Raw genomic sequence first — 15661 nt, 5'->3', positions numbered from 1 at the left:
AACTATTATTTCTTTAATTTTTCGATAAAAGAATCTTTAGCCGCCCGGATATACTCTGGCGACAATTTTCCCAGTACATGCTGCTGATGCTCAGGAATATAAGAAGTCGGATCTATACCCTGATTAAACAAATAATGGTCAAACATACAGCGCCAGGCATTGCGTTGCTTGGGTGTTAAATCACGCATCGCCAACAAGGCGATATTCAAACTGTCAATCGGACTTGGTGATGTTGCTCCTTTCGCAGAAGAACCATTCCACCAGTAGTTCATCAATGCATTCACTTTTTCCAGTGACTCCACATGATGCCACCAAAGCATGGGAATAAAAATGGCATCGCCCGGCTCCAGTTCTGCCGAATAGGCATTATCCAGTGCGGTTTTGAAATGGGGATAACGTTCAAAGTCCGGCTCATGCAAATTGACCATACTGGTGGGCGCACCTGCTGGCGTAAAGTTGAGTGGGCCTGGATATAAATTGCCAAGCTGCTCCGGTGGAAACAACACAAAGCGCCTGCGCCCGGCAACCACGCAAGCGATATTGTCAGAGCCATCATAGTGGGTACTGACAATACCTTCATTACCAACCCACAGACGCGGTTCAATATCAGGAAAAAAGTTGGACTTATTTTCCTCACTCAATCCCGGAAGCAACTCACTGGGCAAAGAGTTTTGCATAGAGATGGCAGGGTAAATTTCCCTATCCATCAATTCCAGCAAACGCCCTAAAAATAAATCCACGCGCTCCTCACCGCTAAGATAATTCACACCGGTCATATCATCGTTATAATAAAAGCGTTTATTAGCGGCAGGAGGTGCGACAAAAATTCTGGCTTTTTTACCGGTGTAAAAACGTACCAGATAAGCAGCAAAATCTTGCGGCGTTTTTTTTGCTGCTGCCACTAATGGCCAATCCTGAGCAAAACCACGCATAACCACGGGTCTTTGCTCAACAGCAATTTGCTCGAAAAATTGTTGCGCTTGAAGCCCGCGATATTCAGGGATCTGCTTATAGACCGTCATATCATTCGTTACCTGTATGGAAAGGTTCCAACGTTTACAGCACTTTTTTTGCTGCGCAGTGTTGCCGGATAAAATCGCCGTGTTTTGGCATTTGCATTACGGTTGAGTAAATATCCTGCACATTTTCTCGCAATGTTTTTGCCAGCCCCTGACTGTCAAATCCATCCATTAATGGGTGATATTTTTTTGGACGTACATTCATGCCTTCTAGAATTGAACACCAACTGTCCTGACTAAAAAATTGGCCATAGCTGTGTTCTAACTCACCGCGCTCACGAAATAAGTGGATTTTTTCATTCAATGAATCAGGTATAGGCATATTCTGGCACCAGCGCCAGAATTCAGTATCATCACGGTTGGTGGTGCAATAATGCAAAATAATAAAGTCGCGTACCTCTTGATAATCAAGATTGATCTTTTGGTTAAACGCTTGCTCAACACGCAGATCAAAATCTTTATCGGGGAAATGACTAATAAAACGCAGCAATACTTTATACACCAAATGAATGGCAGTTGATTCCAATGGTTCCAAAAAGCCGGAGGCAAGCCCTACCGACAGACAATTGTTGTGCCAGACTTTTTTGCGGCGACCAGTGGTAAAAGGAATCACACGCGGTTCAATAAGCAATTCACCATCAACTGCTTTTAACAAGGTATCAATGGCCTTTTCATCAGAACAGTGTTCGCCGGAAAAAACATAGCCATTGCCGGTGCGATGCTGTAATGGAATTTTCCAGGTCCAACCCGCTTCACGGGCGGTAGCAGTAGTAAAGGGTGAAGGCTCGCCGGTATTAGTGGTTTGCACAGCAATTGCACGATTGCAGGGTAAGTAATGGGTCCAGTCCTCGTAGCCAACGTTTAAGGCCTCCGCAATTAAAAGACCTTTAAAACCAGTGCAATCCACAAAAAAATCGTTAGTAATTGTCGTACCGTTATTTAGTTCTAACGCACTGATAAATTGGCGCTCATCAACAATCACGTTATCAACCGTTGCTTCAATTCGCTCTACCCCACGAGCTAATGAAAACTCCCGTAAATAGCGAGCAACCAAAACTGCATCAAAATGCAGCGCATGGCCAGTGTTACGCAACACCCAATTTTGCTCCTGCGGAGGGCGCAACATAAATCGATGATTTTCAGCCATGATTGCGCAAGGTGAATGATCAACCCAACGCGATACATGTCCATCAGCACAGGTTTTTAACCATGCCTGGTAAAATTCAAAACCATGCAGATCCTGCCCAACTCGACCAAAAGGATGAAAATAATGCTCACCAGGTTTTAGCCAATCTTCAAAGCGAATCCCCAGTTTAAAACTCGCCGATGTAGCTTGAACAAATTCTTTCAGGTTAATTCGACAAACACGCAAAAACTCCAGAATTGAGGGTACAGTAGACTCACCTACGCCAATAATGGCAATGTCTGGTGATTCAACAACGGTAATTTTTATACCCGTACCTTGCAGCGAGGAAGACAACAAACTAGCAGCCATCCAACCTGCTGTTCCACCACCGACAATACAAATAGAGTTCAAATTATTTTGCATAGTAAAATCGAATCCATAAAATCTTCACCATGTACGGTCATGGTCGTTTAGCTGTATCTAACTAAAGAGAAAATCACAAAATAGTACTTCACTAAAAAACGCGCCGCATTACTGCGGCGCGTTTTTTTCACACATATCTATCAGCGTATTTCAATGAAACAACTATTAGAAAGTTGCTCGGACACTCAAGGCGTAACGACGGTCAGTGGTGAAGCTTAACGCATCAGTTCTTAAACCTTCCTGATTCATCTGATATTGCGTCTTGGTATCATTATTAAGCAGGTTGCTGCCTTCGATACCAACTTTCCAGGTGTCGTTGATGGCGTAGTACAGGCTCGCATCCATCATTCCTGTTGCTTTGGCGTAAACAGGCGCGAAGTCTTCAGACTCGCGCAACGTCAACAGGTACTCAGAGCGCCATGTGTACGCAAGACGGAATGAAATATCGTTGTATTCATACATACCAACAATATTCAGGTTTTCGTCAGAGTAACCTTGTAACGGCAAACCGCTGAATACACGGAAGGTATTACGCTCATCAATAATCTGCTCACCAGCGGCGTTAAAGCGAGTGCCCGGTGCTATCGCACCATTAGGGTCTTCCAGACCACTTTGGTCAATAAAGGTATAGTTAAATTGTAAACCTAAACCACTCCAAGCTCCTGGCAACATATCGTAGAACTGCGAGTAGGAGAACTCCACACCACGGATCGTACCCGAACCGGTATTAGCCGGACCATAGGCAGAAACAACATTCTCTGCACCATCGTGAGTGAAACTCAGATCGAATTGTCTGTTGCGGATGATGTTATCCAATTCTTTATGGAACACGCCAACACTCACCGAACCCGCCTGAGCAAAATACCATTCAGTGGTTAAATCGAAGTTGACCGACTCTTCAGGTTCCAGGAAGGGGTTGCTGGCCTGAGCGGTGAGAGAAACACTTTCGATACCAATAACCGGGTTGCTGGTTTCATCCTGCGGCAAAGACTCATCTTGAAGCAGCGGATCAACATCCATGCCAAGGATCACCCGGTTGCGAGTATCCAACAGACTTGGGTAATACAAACCTTGGGATGCACCAAAGCGAACGATTAGATCATCAGTAATACCAAAGGTCAGGTTCAAGCTCGGCAAAACAGTATCGTAGTCGGTACCCTCAACCGTGCTTAATTGCGACTCACCACCAGCAAGGTTATAAACACTCGGATATTGAGCTAGCAGGAATGCAGCCGTTTGTGCACTGCCACGACTACCTGCAGGCGGCAACACCGTGTAACCGGTAGATTCCAATTTATAGTTAACATAGCGAAGACCAACATTACCTTTAATAGGTACGGCCAGATCCGCAAACTCGAAATCACCACGCAGGTAAAACTCTGTACGCTTCTCACCGGATTCACTTATATCATACGGCGCAAAATGAGTGCCGTTACGCTCCTCCATATCTTCATAAGGAATGGCACAGCCGCCGCTCTTATCCGCAGCATTACCAGCAGAATCGCCCACGGTAGACCAGCCAGCTGCACAACCATCGCGCAGGGATTGAGCGTAGTTTTTTACCAAATCGACGCTAGGGAACAGGAAGCTCTGTATATCACCCCGCAGGACTTCGCCGTTATAGAAATCTGAGAAATCAATTCTTTCGTACAGTTCAGGATGATTTACCGCCGCTGAAGCAGAACGTTGATCATTGACCCAAGCGGTAGAAATGGGTGACCAGCCAGCATACTCAGTATCACGTACGGTCAGAGATTTATCGGTGAAATAAACACCGCCCTTGACTGCTGTGAAAATGCCATCCAGCGCGTATTCCACATCAATTTTAAAGCTGTCTGATTTAGCATTATTGAGTTCTTCCTGTTGCATACCCGAACCGATAAACACCTCCGGCTCCAGCGCGCTTTCATTGATCCAGCCGGTAAAATCCGTAGTATTCAGGTACTCGATAGTGGGGAGATCGCCACGCAAATCGAGGAAGAAGGGTAATAGCGTACCCGAAGCATTTGCGCCACCGCGCGTCTGGCCCGACATACTGTAGTTATGCACCAGCTTTTCAGAATCTATGTGTTGATAATCAAGAGATATTTTCAGGCGATCAGAAGGAGTCAGTGCCAGATTGAACGAAGTATCTTCAACCGTATTTTCGTTGTAGTTCCAACGAGTAATATAAAAGAGTGGAACCTCAGCATTGCTGCTCACACCCACACCCGATGTCAAATGACCATTAGCATCAAAGGTTCTAGGGCGCCCAGCATCGGCCTGATCCAGCCAATCATGCGAACTGCCCATAAAACCCTTGAAGCCTTGGGCAGCATGACCAACACGGCGCTCATCATACTCCAGCGAGGCTTTGGAGTTGATATGCTCCAGAGTAGCAACAACGGTTTCATCGTTGTTAGCCCACTGTAGCGAGGTAGTAAAACCGGTACGCTCGCGGTCATTCTCAGCGGTACTCATATGATACTGCGAAGGCGTATACCAAGTTACCCCTTCTTCTTGACCAGTAAGTGCCGAGCCTTCATAAGGCGCATCAGCAGCAGTGTATTTAACAGCGTCAGGGAATCCCAGATTGTCACAATTACGCCAACCAGGGTCACCCGGAACACAAGGGTGCGAGAAACTGCCGGGTGTAATACCTACTCCAGGAGTTCCCCATTCATCATAAACGACGGTGTTATCTACCCCGCGCGACTGGAAGTTCCCCAAGCCAACACCATCACCACGCGATTTATATTCTGATTGGGACCCTGCAACCAAGAAACCAAATTTACCGGCACTTGTCTCCCAACTATCTGCAAATAGAGCAGAGAATGACGGGGTAACTTCTTCACGGAAATCACCGTAGTTAGCTTTAGCGTTGAAAGAAAGCAAACGCTCATCGGAATCGAATGGCTTGCGGGTAATCAGGTTAACCGTGCCCGCGATACCACCTGAAATCAGGTCAGCGGTTTGGTTTTTGACAACTTCTACCGCACCTAACAACTCTGCCGGAAAATCTTCATAGCTCAGGCCACCCCAAGGGTTAGCACTGAACGCATCGCGGCCGTTAATTTCCGAGCGCACGCGATCCAGACCGCGCACCAATACACCGGTACCTTCGTCAGCATAGTGTTTTGGGTCATCGGAAGATGCAAACCGTTCAATGGTTACACCTGGAACACGCTGCAAGGCTTCGGTTACAGATTTATCCGGCAATGCGCCAATATCAGATGCAGTAATAACATCTTTTACCGTGTCAGCATTACGCTTTAATTCTTGTGCTGTATCCAAGCTATTGCGCATGCCGGTTACAACAACCTCTTCCATCTCGTTAGATGTGCTATTGGTTTGTGCAAACGTTGGAACGCTGAGCGCCATAATAGATACGGCGAGCAGTGAGCGCTTGAAGTGGCTCCCGGACATTTCTGTCACACCTTTTTTGCTGTTAAACATAAGTAACCCCTTTAGTTTTTTCTCTCGCAAAAATACCGGTACCTATAAAGAATGATTGCTTTATAAATCCGATGACTTTCCCCATTTGCACTTGAAGCAACTGTTAATGATTGATCGGCTGAACACCACTCAATACAAAAAGTGCCATTATTTTTTCGTTGAAGCGCAAATTCTGAAACTAACATTCTGTTTTTTTTGGCGCCACAGTAAACGAAAAGTCGAACTGCCGTTTACCAAAAGTCGAACGTTAGAAAACCTTAAAAGCCTTATATAAAACAGCGCAATTATCGCGGGTGTTATCTGCGTTATGCCTGCAAGAAAAAAGGCCAAATCACGGTTGATTATGCTGTTGGCGATAATGACTGGGAGTAACGCCAACCGCTTTCTTAAATGCCTGGTTGAATACGGACTTACTGTTAAAACCGCAGCTTTTCATGATTTCGCAGATGGGTTTTTCACTGAGTTCCGCATCCAGTAAACGTTGTTTTGCTTCCGCTACACGGTAGTTGCTTATCAACTCAAAAAAGTTCATGTGCAACTCATTATTAATAGTGCTCGACAATAATTTGGGCGATACATTTAACTTGGCGGCAAGGCGCTCTACGGTGATGTGCGGCTCCAAATAAGGTTTTTGCAACACCATAAATTCCGTTAACTTTTCCGCCAGTTGCGGCTGGGTTTCCATGGCGATAACGTCGGCAACTGTGCCGGATTCGTCGCTTGTCAATTTGTGTGAATGGGAACCCGAATGTCGTGCGCCGCGAGCAATAAGCGGGGCGTGCATAAACCAGCGGGGGCCCAACCAAAAAAACACACAGCCAACCATGAATAAAATATTGTTGATGACCAGCAGTAGTGCGGCATCAACATCTATATCCCAATCCAGCAAGGATGCGAGCATGCGCACTATGCCCACAACAAAAAACAGTACGAGGCAACACCTGTATACATAGCGAAACGCGTTTTGATGTGGACGTAAGATCAACAAACACAACAGTATCAACACCAACGCACTGCTCATCAGCAACGACAGGTCTTTTATTGCCAAGAGTGCTACTTCAACCATATCAGTCTACCCATAGGCACATTGAGTCGTAGTGCAGTAGGCATGATTAGGATCATTGCCACCCCTGTCATCCAACAGGTCTACGCTTCGTTAATTATTCTTCGCCACCTACGCGATCTTAATAGCTTCCGGCTAGATGAACTTAACCGCGAAAGGACAACGTTGTCAAATAAATTTACAATAATCCCGCATTAATTTATCCACCTCAGTGGCGTGTAAACGAATTCAGGATTTTTTCTGCCGAAAATACTAAAGCAACTATCATTTCCTGCTCTATCTGCAGGTCGTTTGATAACTGTTTTTCCAAGGTTTTTTGCTCTGCAGGCGAGAGCGACTGCTGATGTAAACGTTTATCAAGCAACATCTGCGTAAGCTCGACAATTTCCTGCGTTTTGTCAGCCAGCGAATTCAATGAAGGCTGCTCCTTCAACAATGGTGCCAATGCTGCGCGATTGCCTGACCAGCGCTGCAATTGCGCGCGCAATGCGCTGTAATCGTTTCCTGCTACCGGATTTACCAACCAGCGCGTCAAGCGCTGATTAAATTGCCGCAAGCTATCATTTTCTGCCGGTAGCGCATCCACCAAGCGGTTGAGTGGGTCCACCTTGGAATAACTTTCATTAGCTGATTTTTCGTGTTGCCGATGGTAGTAGTAAGCCGGTTCCAGAAGCTCAATAAATACCGCGGCGGGCTGGATATCCTTGCTGCTAAACAGTCGCTGTAAGGCGCGCTCGGTTTGTTGCCGGTGCAATAAGCCTGTCGATTTTTCTGCCCAGGCCGCAATTGCATTCATGCGCTGGTACATTACATTTTCATCTTGCAATTCTTGCGCCGACCAGAGCCGCTCAGCAACAATAAATGCACGCGGCCAGAGCCGCAGGTCTATGGACTGCTCGTCGACAATTTCAGCCCACAACGCAGCTTCACCACCGAGAATTAAACGCTGGGATTGTGCACTCAGTGGAGTCACTTTTTCGCTTTTCGCTATCACTTTTGGTGCATTTTTTTTACCGGATAGCGCATAGGGCGCATTACCTACAATCGCAACACCTTGCAATTCATCGCCGCTAAATTTCACCCGAAACTCAACAGGCCCCATCCAGGTATCCAATGAAAATACGGCAGCATCTTTTTCGCTTTTTTGCACGACCACAGCACGGCGCGATTTGCCGGTAAAATCAACGAATCCTTCTTGCACATCAATCAAGGTGAAACTGCCCGTCACCGGGCTCCCCCGTTTACGCGGCATCACAAACGACCAACTGGATAGCGCGTCCTGTTGATCACTTGATACCAATGCACTGTGGGTATAAGGCGGTGGTGGTATTGGGTCATTACGATAATGATAGGCCGCCGACTGCGGCTGATCCAAATAATAACCGGTTGATAAAATCGCTTGAAAACCGGCAGCAACGGATTCACTAACCGCATCAGGCCCGCGCCAGGATTGGATCACAATATCCTTTGGCAGATCCTTGTGCTGTATTTCATCCCAACCGATCATTTTGCGTTGGTGTTTTTGCAAGATTTGCTGCACTCGCTGATTAAAATAAGCCTGCAGTGCATGACTATCCTTCAGCTTATTCGCCTGCATAAAATCTTGTATATCGGCATTATTATCCCAATGCTCCGGATCTACCTCGTCACCACCAATATGCAAGTATTCAAAAGGAAATAATGCTTTTACTTCTGCGACTAAGGCATCAATAAAAACGTACACGTTTTCGTTGGCAGGATTCAGCGTGGGCTTATGCACACCCCAGCGGTACTCCATCGCATAAGGGCCAGGGGCCGACATTAATTCCGGATAGGCTACCGCTATAGCACTGGCATGACCGGGCACATCTATTTCTGGCAAGACTTGAATACCGCGCGCCTGCGCATAAGCGACAACCTCGCGCATTTGTTTGCGAGTGTAATACTGCCCGTCAGATGCCAAGGCCTGTAATTTTGGATAGCGTTTGGATTCAAAACGCCAACCCTGGTCATCGGTTAAATGCCAATGAAATATATTGTATTTCGCTGCAGCCATTGCATCGATTTGGCGCTTGATGGTGTCCACCGAAAAGAAATGCCGCGAGGTATCCAGCAATAAACCTCGCCACGGAAAACGCGGCACATCGCGAATGCTCACCTGAGGCAGTTGAATAGTTTTTTCTGCACCGCCAATCAATTGCAGTAAGGTTTCCATCGCGCGCAATACACCGAGGTGTTGATTGGCACTGAGTTGGATTTGCTGTTGATTAATCACCAACTCATAGGATTCATCCCATTCACTGATGTGAGGCGACATGCTGCGTGAATCTTTCAGGTTGATCACTAGTGTTGCCTTGGCAGCGGTGCTTTTTTTCCAGCGAACAGGAATGCCGGTTTGTTTATAAGTACGTTGCGCAAAACGTTTCAGTGCTGCGTTTAATTCCGGCGTCACAGTTCCGTTTACCGCCAATCGCCAGTCGCGCCCCGGTTGCAACGACGGTTGATCTGTTGATTGCACCAGTTGTTGTGGGTAAGGCATAAGCGGTAACAACGGCGACTGTGCCGTTGCAAGCAGCGAAACCGTAAGACCAACAATCAACAACAGCAAACGAAACATGGCTTAATCACTCTTATTCTGTGTGGAATTTTTTATAGGCAACGCAATCTACTTCGACTTTGCAATCCACCACCATGCTGGAAACCACGCAGGCACGCGCAGGTGGATTAGCGCCGAAATATTCCATAAACACTCGATTAAACGACATAAAGTCACGGGGATCATCCAACCATACGCCGCAGCGCACAACATCCTCCGGGCCGTAACCGGCTTCGCTTAAAATAGCGAGCACATTTTTAATCGCTTGATGGGACTGGGCGACAATACCGCCATCGATTACTTCACCATTTACCATCGGTACCTGACCGGATACATAGAGCCATCCATCGGCTTGCACCGCGCGCGCAAAGGGCAAATGCTGTCCACCGGTTCCTTTACCACCTTCAACACCGTAACGTTTAATTGCTGACATTTTCTTTCTCTCGATTAATAGCTTTTAAATCCCCCTGGCCCCCTTTTTCAAAGGGGGGAATAAAAGCGAGTCCCCCTGGCCCCCTTTTTCAAAGGGGGAACTTTGTACTCCCCTCTTCGAAATAGAGGCGCTTTGTATTTCCCCCCTTTGAAAAAGGGGGGCTGGGGGATTCAATTAATAAAATCCAATCCGCAAATCCCGCTGTCTTTCCAAAAATTTACCGGCGCGTTTGCCGGTAATTTTTTTGCCGCTGTAAGTGAGCACACCATTCACCCACACGGCCTCTATACCTTCCGCTAATTGTTGGGGTTGGGCAAAGGTTGCTGCATCTTTCACAGTATCCGGATTAAAAATAACCAGATCAGCAGCAGCACCAACCTCTATGCGGCCGCGATCATCCAAACCAAAACGATCTGCCGACAAACGTGTCATTTTGCGCACGGCTTCCGGTAACCCGAACAGTTTTAAATCGCGACTGTAGTGCCCGAGCACGCGGGGAAACGCGCCCCATAAACGCGGGTGAGGCAGCGGGTCGACCGGTAAACCATCAGACCCGACCATGGTGAGTGGATGCGCAAGAATATGTTGCACATCGGTTTCGCTCATGCCGTGGTACACCGCACCGGCGGGCTGCAATTTTTTCGCAGCGGTGAGCAGATCCACCTGCCATGCGTGTGCGATATCCGCTAATGTTTTTCCGCCTTGTTCGGGGTGCGGTTTGCTCCAGGTAATCACTATGTCGAAATCGCTGGTGACTTGTTGTAAATCCAGGGTCGATGAACTGGCGCTGTAGGGATAACAATCACACCCGACCGGGTGTCGCGCAGCGGCTTGTTCCAATTTATCCAGCACTTCGCCGCTGCGGCCCCAATTGCCCGCGCCCGCACATTTTAAATGCGACACAATGACCGGCGCCTGCGCGTGTTCGCCAATCACAAACGCTTCATCGAGTGCGGCAATAATTTCATCAAACTCTGTGCGCAAATGGGTGGTGTAAATACCACCAGCCGCGTTTAATTCCTGCGCGAGTTGTTTCACTTCATCCGTGGTGCTGGCAAAGGCGGAGGCGTAAGCCAAACCGGATGACAAACCCAGTGCACCTTCGGCTAACGCATTGCGCAACTGTTCACGCATCGCCGTAATTTCATCCACCGTTGCGACACGATCGAGACGATCCATGTGATTATTGCGCAGCGCGGTGTGACCAATTAATGCGGCTACATTGACTGCAGGGCGCGCTGTGTTCACCGCGTGTTTATAGCTGGTCAAATTAGCGAAGCGAAAATCATTGATATTGCCTAACAAATTCATAGGATCGGGTAAATGATCCTTGAGCGTGACCGGACTCGCGCTAATGCCGCAATTACCCACAATTACCGTGGTGATGCCTTGGGAAATTTTAGGCAGCATATTGGGTGTGCGAATGACTTGAATATCGTCATGGGTGTGCACGTCGATAAAACCGGGCGCCAGCACTAGTCCCTGCGCATCAAAAACATTCACTGACGCCGCGTCGGTCAAACTGCCGAGCGCAGCGATTTTTCCCGCCTTAATGGCCAGGTCGCTGCGGACAGCGGCGGCGCCACTACCATCGAGAATCAACGCGTTGTAAATCACACAATCAAAGGTCACAAACGAGTTCCTCGATTTAATCGCCCAGCGGCAACCGGTTATCGCCGCCACGGTATTCATCCAGCGCAAACTTCACCCGGCGCAATAATTCCTTGCTTTCAGTTTTGCGCACCAGGGCCAATTCAGTGGCGAGCAAATCAATCGCCAACAACATGCCGTAACGCGATGCAGAAGGCTTGTAAATAAAATCGGTCTCTTCGGTGACAATCGGAATAAATAAACTGGCTTTTTCGGCGAGCGGCGATGAGGGCGCCGAGAGCACAATAATCTGCGCGCCGTATTCCCGTGCAATATCGGCCACTTCCAATAATTCAGGGGTTACACCGGTGACAGACAGCAGCACTAATACATCTTTTTCTGTCAGGGTGGCGGCGAACATGCGCAACAATACCGGGTCGTGATAGGCAGTAACCGCAATGCCCAAACGCGCGATACGAAACTGCACTTCCTCTGCAAGCATGGTTGAACCGCCGCCCATGCCGCCGATATAAATCAAGCGCGCATTATTTAATGCGCTGGCCGCGCTGCGAAAATCGGCTTCCACAAATCGGGCGAGGTTCGCGCGCAAAGTGGATTCCACTTCGCTGCAAATTTGCGAATAAAACGCACTTTCTTCCAGTGCGGGAACCTCGGCTAAAAAGCGGGTACCTACGGCGCTGGCCTGCGCCAGTTTTAATTTCAGGTCGCGAATATCGTCGCAGCCAACGGATTTGGCGAAGCGCGAAATGGTTGCAATGCTCACGTTTGCTTTTACTGCCAGTTGATCAATGCTGGCCGAGGCGGCGAAGGCGATATCGTCCAAAATAATATCTGCCACTTTTTGCTCGGTGGCCGAGAGACGATCGCGACTGGCGCGAATGTGGTACACAATATCGAACAAAGCCGTCATCGTTTTACAACCTGTTTTTAAATGTTCAATTCGCTTACATCATGGCTGCAAGCAGCGATACAAATGCAAGCGCAACAAAAGAGATTATGGTTTCCAGTACCGTCCAGGTTTTTAACGTCTGGGTGACTGTCATATTGAAATATTCTTTGATTAACCAAAAACCGCCGTCATTCACGTGGGACAAAATCAGTGAACCGGCACCGGTGGCAATCACCAATAATTCTGGATGCGGATAACCCGCCGCAAGCGCAATTGGTGCAACAATTCCCGCCGCTGTGCTCATGGCCACCGTTGCAGAACCGGTGGCGATGCGCATTAAGGCAGCAACCAACCAGCCCATCATCAACGGCGTTAATGCCATGTCTGATGAGAAGGCAACAATTTCTTTGGCGATGCCCGCTTCCACCAAAATGCGATTCAAACCACCGCCGGCGCCCACCAATAAAGTGATGCCTGCCGTGGGCGCCAAACAGTCGTGGCTGAATTTCAAAATAGAATCGCGGTTAAATCCGCGCGCTAATCCGAGTGTGTAAAAACTCACGAGGGTTGCAATTAACAGCGCAACAACAGAGTTGCCGATAAACAACAAAAAGTCATTCAGGCGCGTGCCGCGCCCGGCAATCAAATCAGCCCAGCCGCCCAACAACATCAATACCACTGGCAGCATGATGGTGAATAAGGTGATGCCAAAACCGGGCAGCTGACGCTCTGCATCGGCGTGGATAAATTGTTCTTCCAAGGGATTGTGTGCAGGCAATTGGATTTTGGGCGCAATCCATTTGGCAAAAATGGGCCCGGCGATAATGGCGGTGGGAATCCCCACGATCAATGCATAAAAAATAGTGCGGCCAACATTCGCCTGGTACTCGCCCACCGCAATCATCGCTGCCGGATGCGGAGGCACCAAGCCGTGCACTACCGACAGCCCCGCCACCATCGGCAGGCCAACCAGTAACATGGAAGTGCCTGTGCGCCGCGCGACGTTAAAGGCAATGGGAATTAACAATACAAATCCGACTTCAAAAAAAATCGGGAAGCCGACAAGGAAGGCGATAAACACCATGGCCCAGTGCACATTTTTTTCGCCGAACCAACGGATCATGGTGCGCGCGATTTGCTCGGCGCCGCCCGACTCCGCCATCATTTTGCCAAGCATGGTGCCCAGTGCGACGACCAGCGCGATATGGCCCAGCGTTTTGCCCACGCCCGCCTCGTACACGAACACCACATCTTTTGCTGGAATACCGGCCATCAACCCCAGCCCGAGCGATACCAGCGTGAGCGTAATAAAGGGGTTCAGGCGATAGCGGGCGATCAATAAAATCAGCGCGATAATACTGATGGCGGCATAGACCAGCAGCCATTGCCCGGGCGTTAACAGCGAGGAGGAGAGAGCGTCCATGGGCGCGCCTTAAAAAAAGGTTTCCACGGCGTCGATCACCGTGTAGTTATCGTCAACCACCAGCAACTGCCGCCATTTATCAAAGGTCAGGCAGGGGTGGGAAATATCCAGCGCCAACATGTCGCCCACCTGCAGGTCGGCATCGACAGGCACCTGCATAAAGGCATGCTGGTCCATCATTCGGGTGAGCGTCCAATCAGCAGGCGCCGCGACGGGAGCCGCCGTGCCGGTGTGTGTGCGATCTTGTGGCCTGAAGTGCAAGGCGGGAACCGGTAGCCCCGCATCAAACGCGGCATCGCGCTTGCCCAGCCCGAGAATCGCCAAACCGGGTTCCGGCAGGGATTGCACATAGGCCCAGAGTTGCAGGGCGGGCAGCAGGCTGCTGTGCATGGCGCGGGCGATAGGGTTGCTGGCGTGAATGCGGGTTTCCGCCGCTTTATAGATACCGACATCGTGGGTGAGGTAGCAGCCGGGGCGCAGGATAATATCAAGTGGGCGCGCCAGGGTGACGCCTGCCCACTCCTCGGCCACCAGGTCAAACCAGGCCGAACCGGCACCGGTGAGTATGGCCTTGCTGGCAGTGAGCTGCCCCTGGGCATCCAGCGCGATCAGTGTGTGCACCGCACGGCGCAAAAAGGCGCGAATCGTGGCATCGTCACCCAGTACGCCCTCATAGACTTCAATACCAGCCAACGCGAGGGAATGGGGATAGGCAGCAATAGCGGCCAACAGTGCATCGCACGCGGCAGCATCGCGCACGCCGGTGCGCCCACCGGTCACCCCCAACTCCAACAACAGGTTCAGGCGTTGGCCAGCCTGCGCAAAGAACTCGCCCAGTTGCTGCACATTCGCGACTGAATCCACAATCACATAGCATTCAAACCCGGGGTCTTGCAGCAAGCGGGAGATGATCGCCATATTGGCGCGCCCTACCAATTGATTGGCCAGAATGACCCGGCGCACACCAAAATGGTAAGCGGCTTGAACTTGCGGTGCGGTAGCGAGGGTGATGCCCCAGGCGCCCTGTGCCAGTTGGCGATGAAACAGGGCCGGGCTCATGGTCGTCTTGCCATGGGGTGCTAACTTCAGCCCATAGCTGTCGATAAAGGATTTCATCCACTGCAGATTGTGCTGTACACGGCGTTCACTCAGCACGGCCACAGGCAGGCTGATATCCTCACGCAACAGATTCCAGCCCTGCCCTGCCACAGCGGCCACGACCGGCTGTGCCGTCACATCACCCAAACCTTTCCCCGTGGGGGTCAGTGGGCGAAAGGCCAGGCTTGATTGTAAATTATTTTCTTCAACCATGTTGTTTTCGCGCCAATAGCAGAAAAAACGAGCATTTTTTCTAGGCTATCAGCAAAAAAAGACATTGTGAAGAAAATTATTTACAAAAATGGCAGATTTTAACGCGTTTCCTGAAAGCGCCTTGAGTGCTCCTCGCGGTCGCGTTTAGCCGCAACTCCGACCCACCGCATCAACACAAATCCGAAAGTCGAACCTGCAATGGCGTCCGATTCAAAGAATTCTCAGGTACGACTTTTATCGCCGGCAACATAAACAACACAAGGGTAAAAGTCGTACCTGCACGCACCAAGTGGCAGTTAAGGGCAAAACCAAACTGGGACTTTCAATTGCGCAGCGCCTGCCTAATGATCAAC

At 49.3% G+C, this 15661-nt stretch carries 10 protein-coding genes; all 10 read right to left on the bottom strand.

Going from position 1 to position 15661, the window contains the following annotated elements; translation table 11 throughout:
* Window positions 1-5: 5 nt before the first annotated feature.
* The 10 genes from B0D95_RS16785 to B0D95_RS16740 all read right to left on the bottom strand — a co-directional run bounded on the left by B0D95_RS16785 (window position 6) and on the right by B0D95_RS16740 (window position 15308).
* Window positions 6-1022 carry a cupin-like domain-containing protein gene (locus B0D95_RS16785; protein ID WP_078044977.1) on the bottom strand — a complete coding sequence of 339 codons (1017 nt, stop codon included), beginning with the start codon at window positions 1020-1022 and terminating at the stop codon, window positions 6-8.
* A 34-nt stretch (window positions 1023-1056) separates the two neighbouring features.
* Window positions 1057-2568, bottom strand: coding sequence for a tryptophan halogenase family protein (locus B0D95_RS16780; protein ID WP_078044976.1), 1512 nt, complete (start codon window positions 2566-2568; stop codon window positions 1057-1059).
* Window positions 2569-2733: 165 nt separating this feature from the next.
* Window positions 2734-6003 carry a TonB-dependent receptor gene (locus tag B0D95_RS16775; RefSeq protein ID WP_078044975.1) on the bottom strand — a complete coding sequence of 1090 codons (3270 nt, stop codon included), beginning with the start codon at window positions 6001-6003 and terminating at the stop codon, window positions 2734-2736.
* 331 nt (window positions 6004-6334) lie between these two features.
* On the bottom strand, window positions 6335-7069 hold the full coding sequence (locus tag B0D95_RS16770) for an AraC family transcriptional regulator (RefSeq protein WP_078044974.1): 735 nt from the start codon (window positions 7067-7069) through the stop codon (window positions 6335-6337).
* A 205-nt stretch (window positions 7070-7274) separates the two neighbouring features.
* Complete coding sequence (locus B0D95_RS16765; RefSeq protein WP_078044973.1) at window positions 7275-9662, bottom strand: beta-N-acetylhexosaminidase; 2388 nt, start codon at window positions 9660-9662, stop codon at window positions 7275-7277.
* A 13-nt stretch (window positions 9663-9675) separates the two neighbouring features.
* Complete coding sequence (locus B0D95_RS16760) at window positions 9676-10074, bottom strand: RidA family protein (RefSeq protein ID WP_078044972.1); 399 nt, start codon at window positions 10072-10074, stop codon at window positions 9676-9678.
* Between the two features lie 174 nt (window positions 10075-10248).
* The gene (locus B0D95_RS16755) at window positions 10249-11706 is read right to left on the bottom strand and encodes an amidohydrolase family protein (RefSeq protein ID WP_246841636.1); all 1458 of its coding nucleotides are present in this window, start codon (window positions 11704-11706) and stop codon (window positions 10249-10251) included.
* A gap of 16 nt (window positions 11707-11722) precedes the next feature.
* Entirely contained in the window at window positions 11723-12595 is an 873-nt protein-coding gene (locus B0D95_RS16750) for a MurR/RpiR family transcriptional regulator (RefSeq protein ID WP_078044970.1), read from the bottom strand.
* 34 nt (window positions 12596-12629) lie between these two features.
* Window positions 12630-13997 carry a GntP family permease gene (locus B0D95_RS16745; protein WP_078044969.1) on the bottom strand — a complete coding sequence of 456 codons (1368 nt, stop codon included), beginning with the start codon at window positions 13995-13997 and terminating at the stop codon, window positions 12630-12632.
* A gap of 9 nt (window positions 13998-14006) precedes the next feature.
* Window positions 14007-15308: an amino acid deaminase gene (locus B0D95_RS16740; protein WP_078044968.1), complete on the bottom strand. Its 1302-nt coding sequence runs from the start codon at window positions 15306-15308 to the stop codon at window positions 14007-14009.
* Window positions 15309-15661 lie beyond the last annotated feature (353 nt).

Source organism: Cellvibrio sp. PSBB023, from assembly GCF_002007605.1.
In the GTDB taxonomy this organism is placed as follows: Bacteria; Pseudomonadota; Gammaproteobacteria; order Pseudomonadales; family Cellvibrionaceae; genus Cellvibrio.
The sequence above is the reverse complement of the archived record's forward strand: the minus strand, read 5'-3'. Positions and strand labels throughout refer to the sequence as shown.

Coding starts and splice junctions, on each gene's coding strand:
- B0D95_RS16785 (WP_078044977.1), bottom strand. CDS start 1,022: ATGACGGTCTATAAGCAGATCCCTGAATATCGCGGGCTTCAAGCGCAA.
- B0D95_RS16750 (WP_078044970.1), bottom strand. CDS start 12,595: ATGACGGCTTTGTTCGATATTGTGTACCACATTCGCGCCAGTCGCGAT.
- B0D95_RS16740 (WP_078044968.1), bottom strand. CDS start 15,308: ATGGTTGAAGAAAATAATTTACAATCAAGCCTGGCCTTTCGCCCACTG.
- B0D95_RS16775 (WP_078044975.1), bottom strand. CDS start 6,003: ATGTTTAACAGCAAAAAAGGTGTGACAGAAATGTCCGGGAGCCACTTC.
- B0D95_RS16760 (WP_078044972.1), bottom strand. CDS start 10,074: ATGTCAGCAATTAAACGTTACGGTGTTGAAGGTGGTAAAGGAACCGGT.
- B0D95_RS16745 (WP_078044969.1), bottom strand. CDS start 13,997: ATGGACGCTCTCTCCTCCTCGCTGTTAACGCCCGGGCAATGGCTGCTG.
- B0D95_RS16780 (WP_078044976.1), bottom strand. CDS start 2,568: ATGCAAAATAATTTGAACTCTATTTGTATTGTCGGTGGTGGAACAGCA.
- B0D95_RS16765 (WP_078044973.1), bottom strand. CDS start 9,662: ATGTTTCGTTTGCTGTTGTTGATTGTTGGTCTTACGGTTTCGCTGCTT.
- B0D95_RS16770 (WP_078044974.1), bottom strand. CDS start 7,069: ATGGTTGAAGTAGCACTCTTGGCAATAAAAGACCTGTCGTTGCTGATG.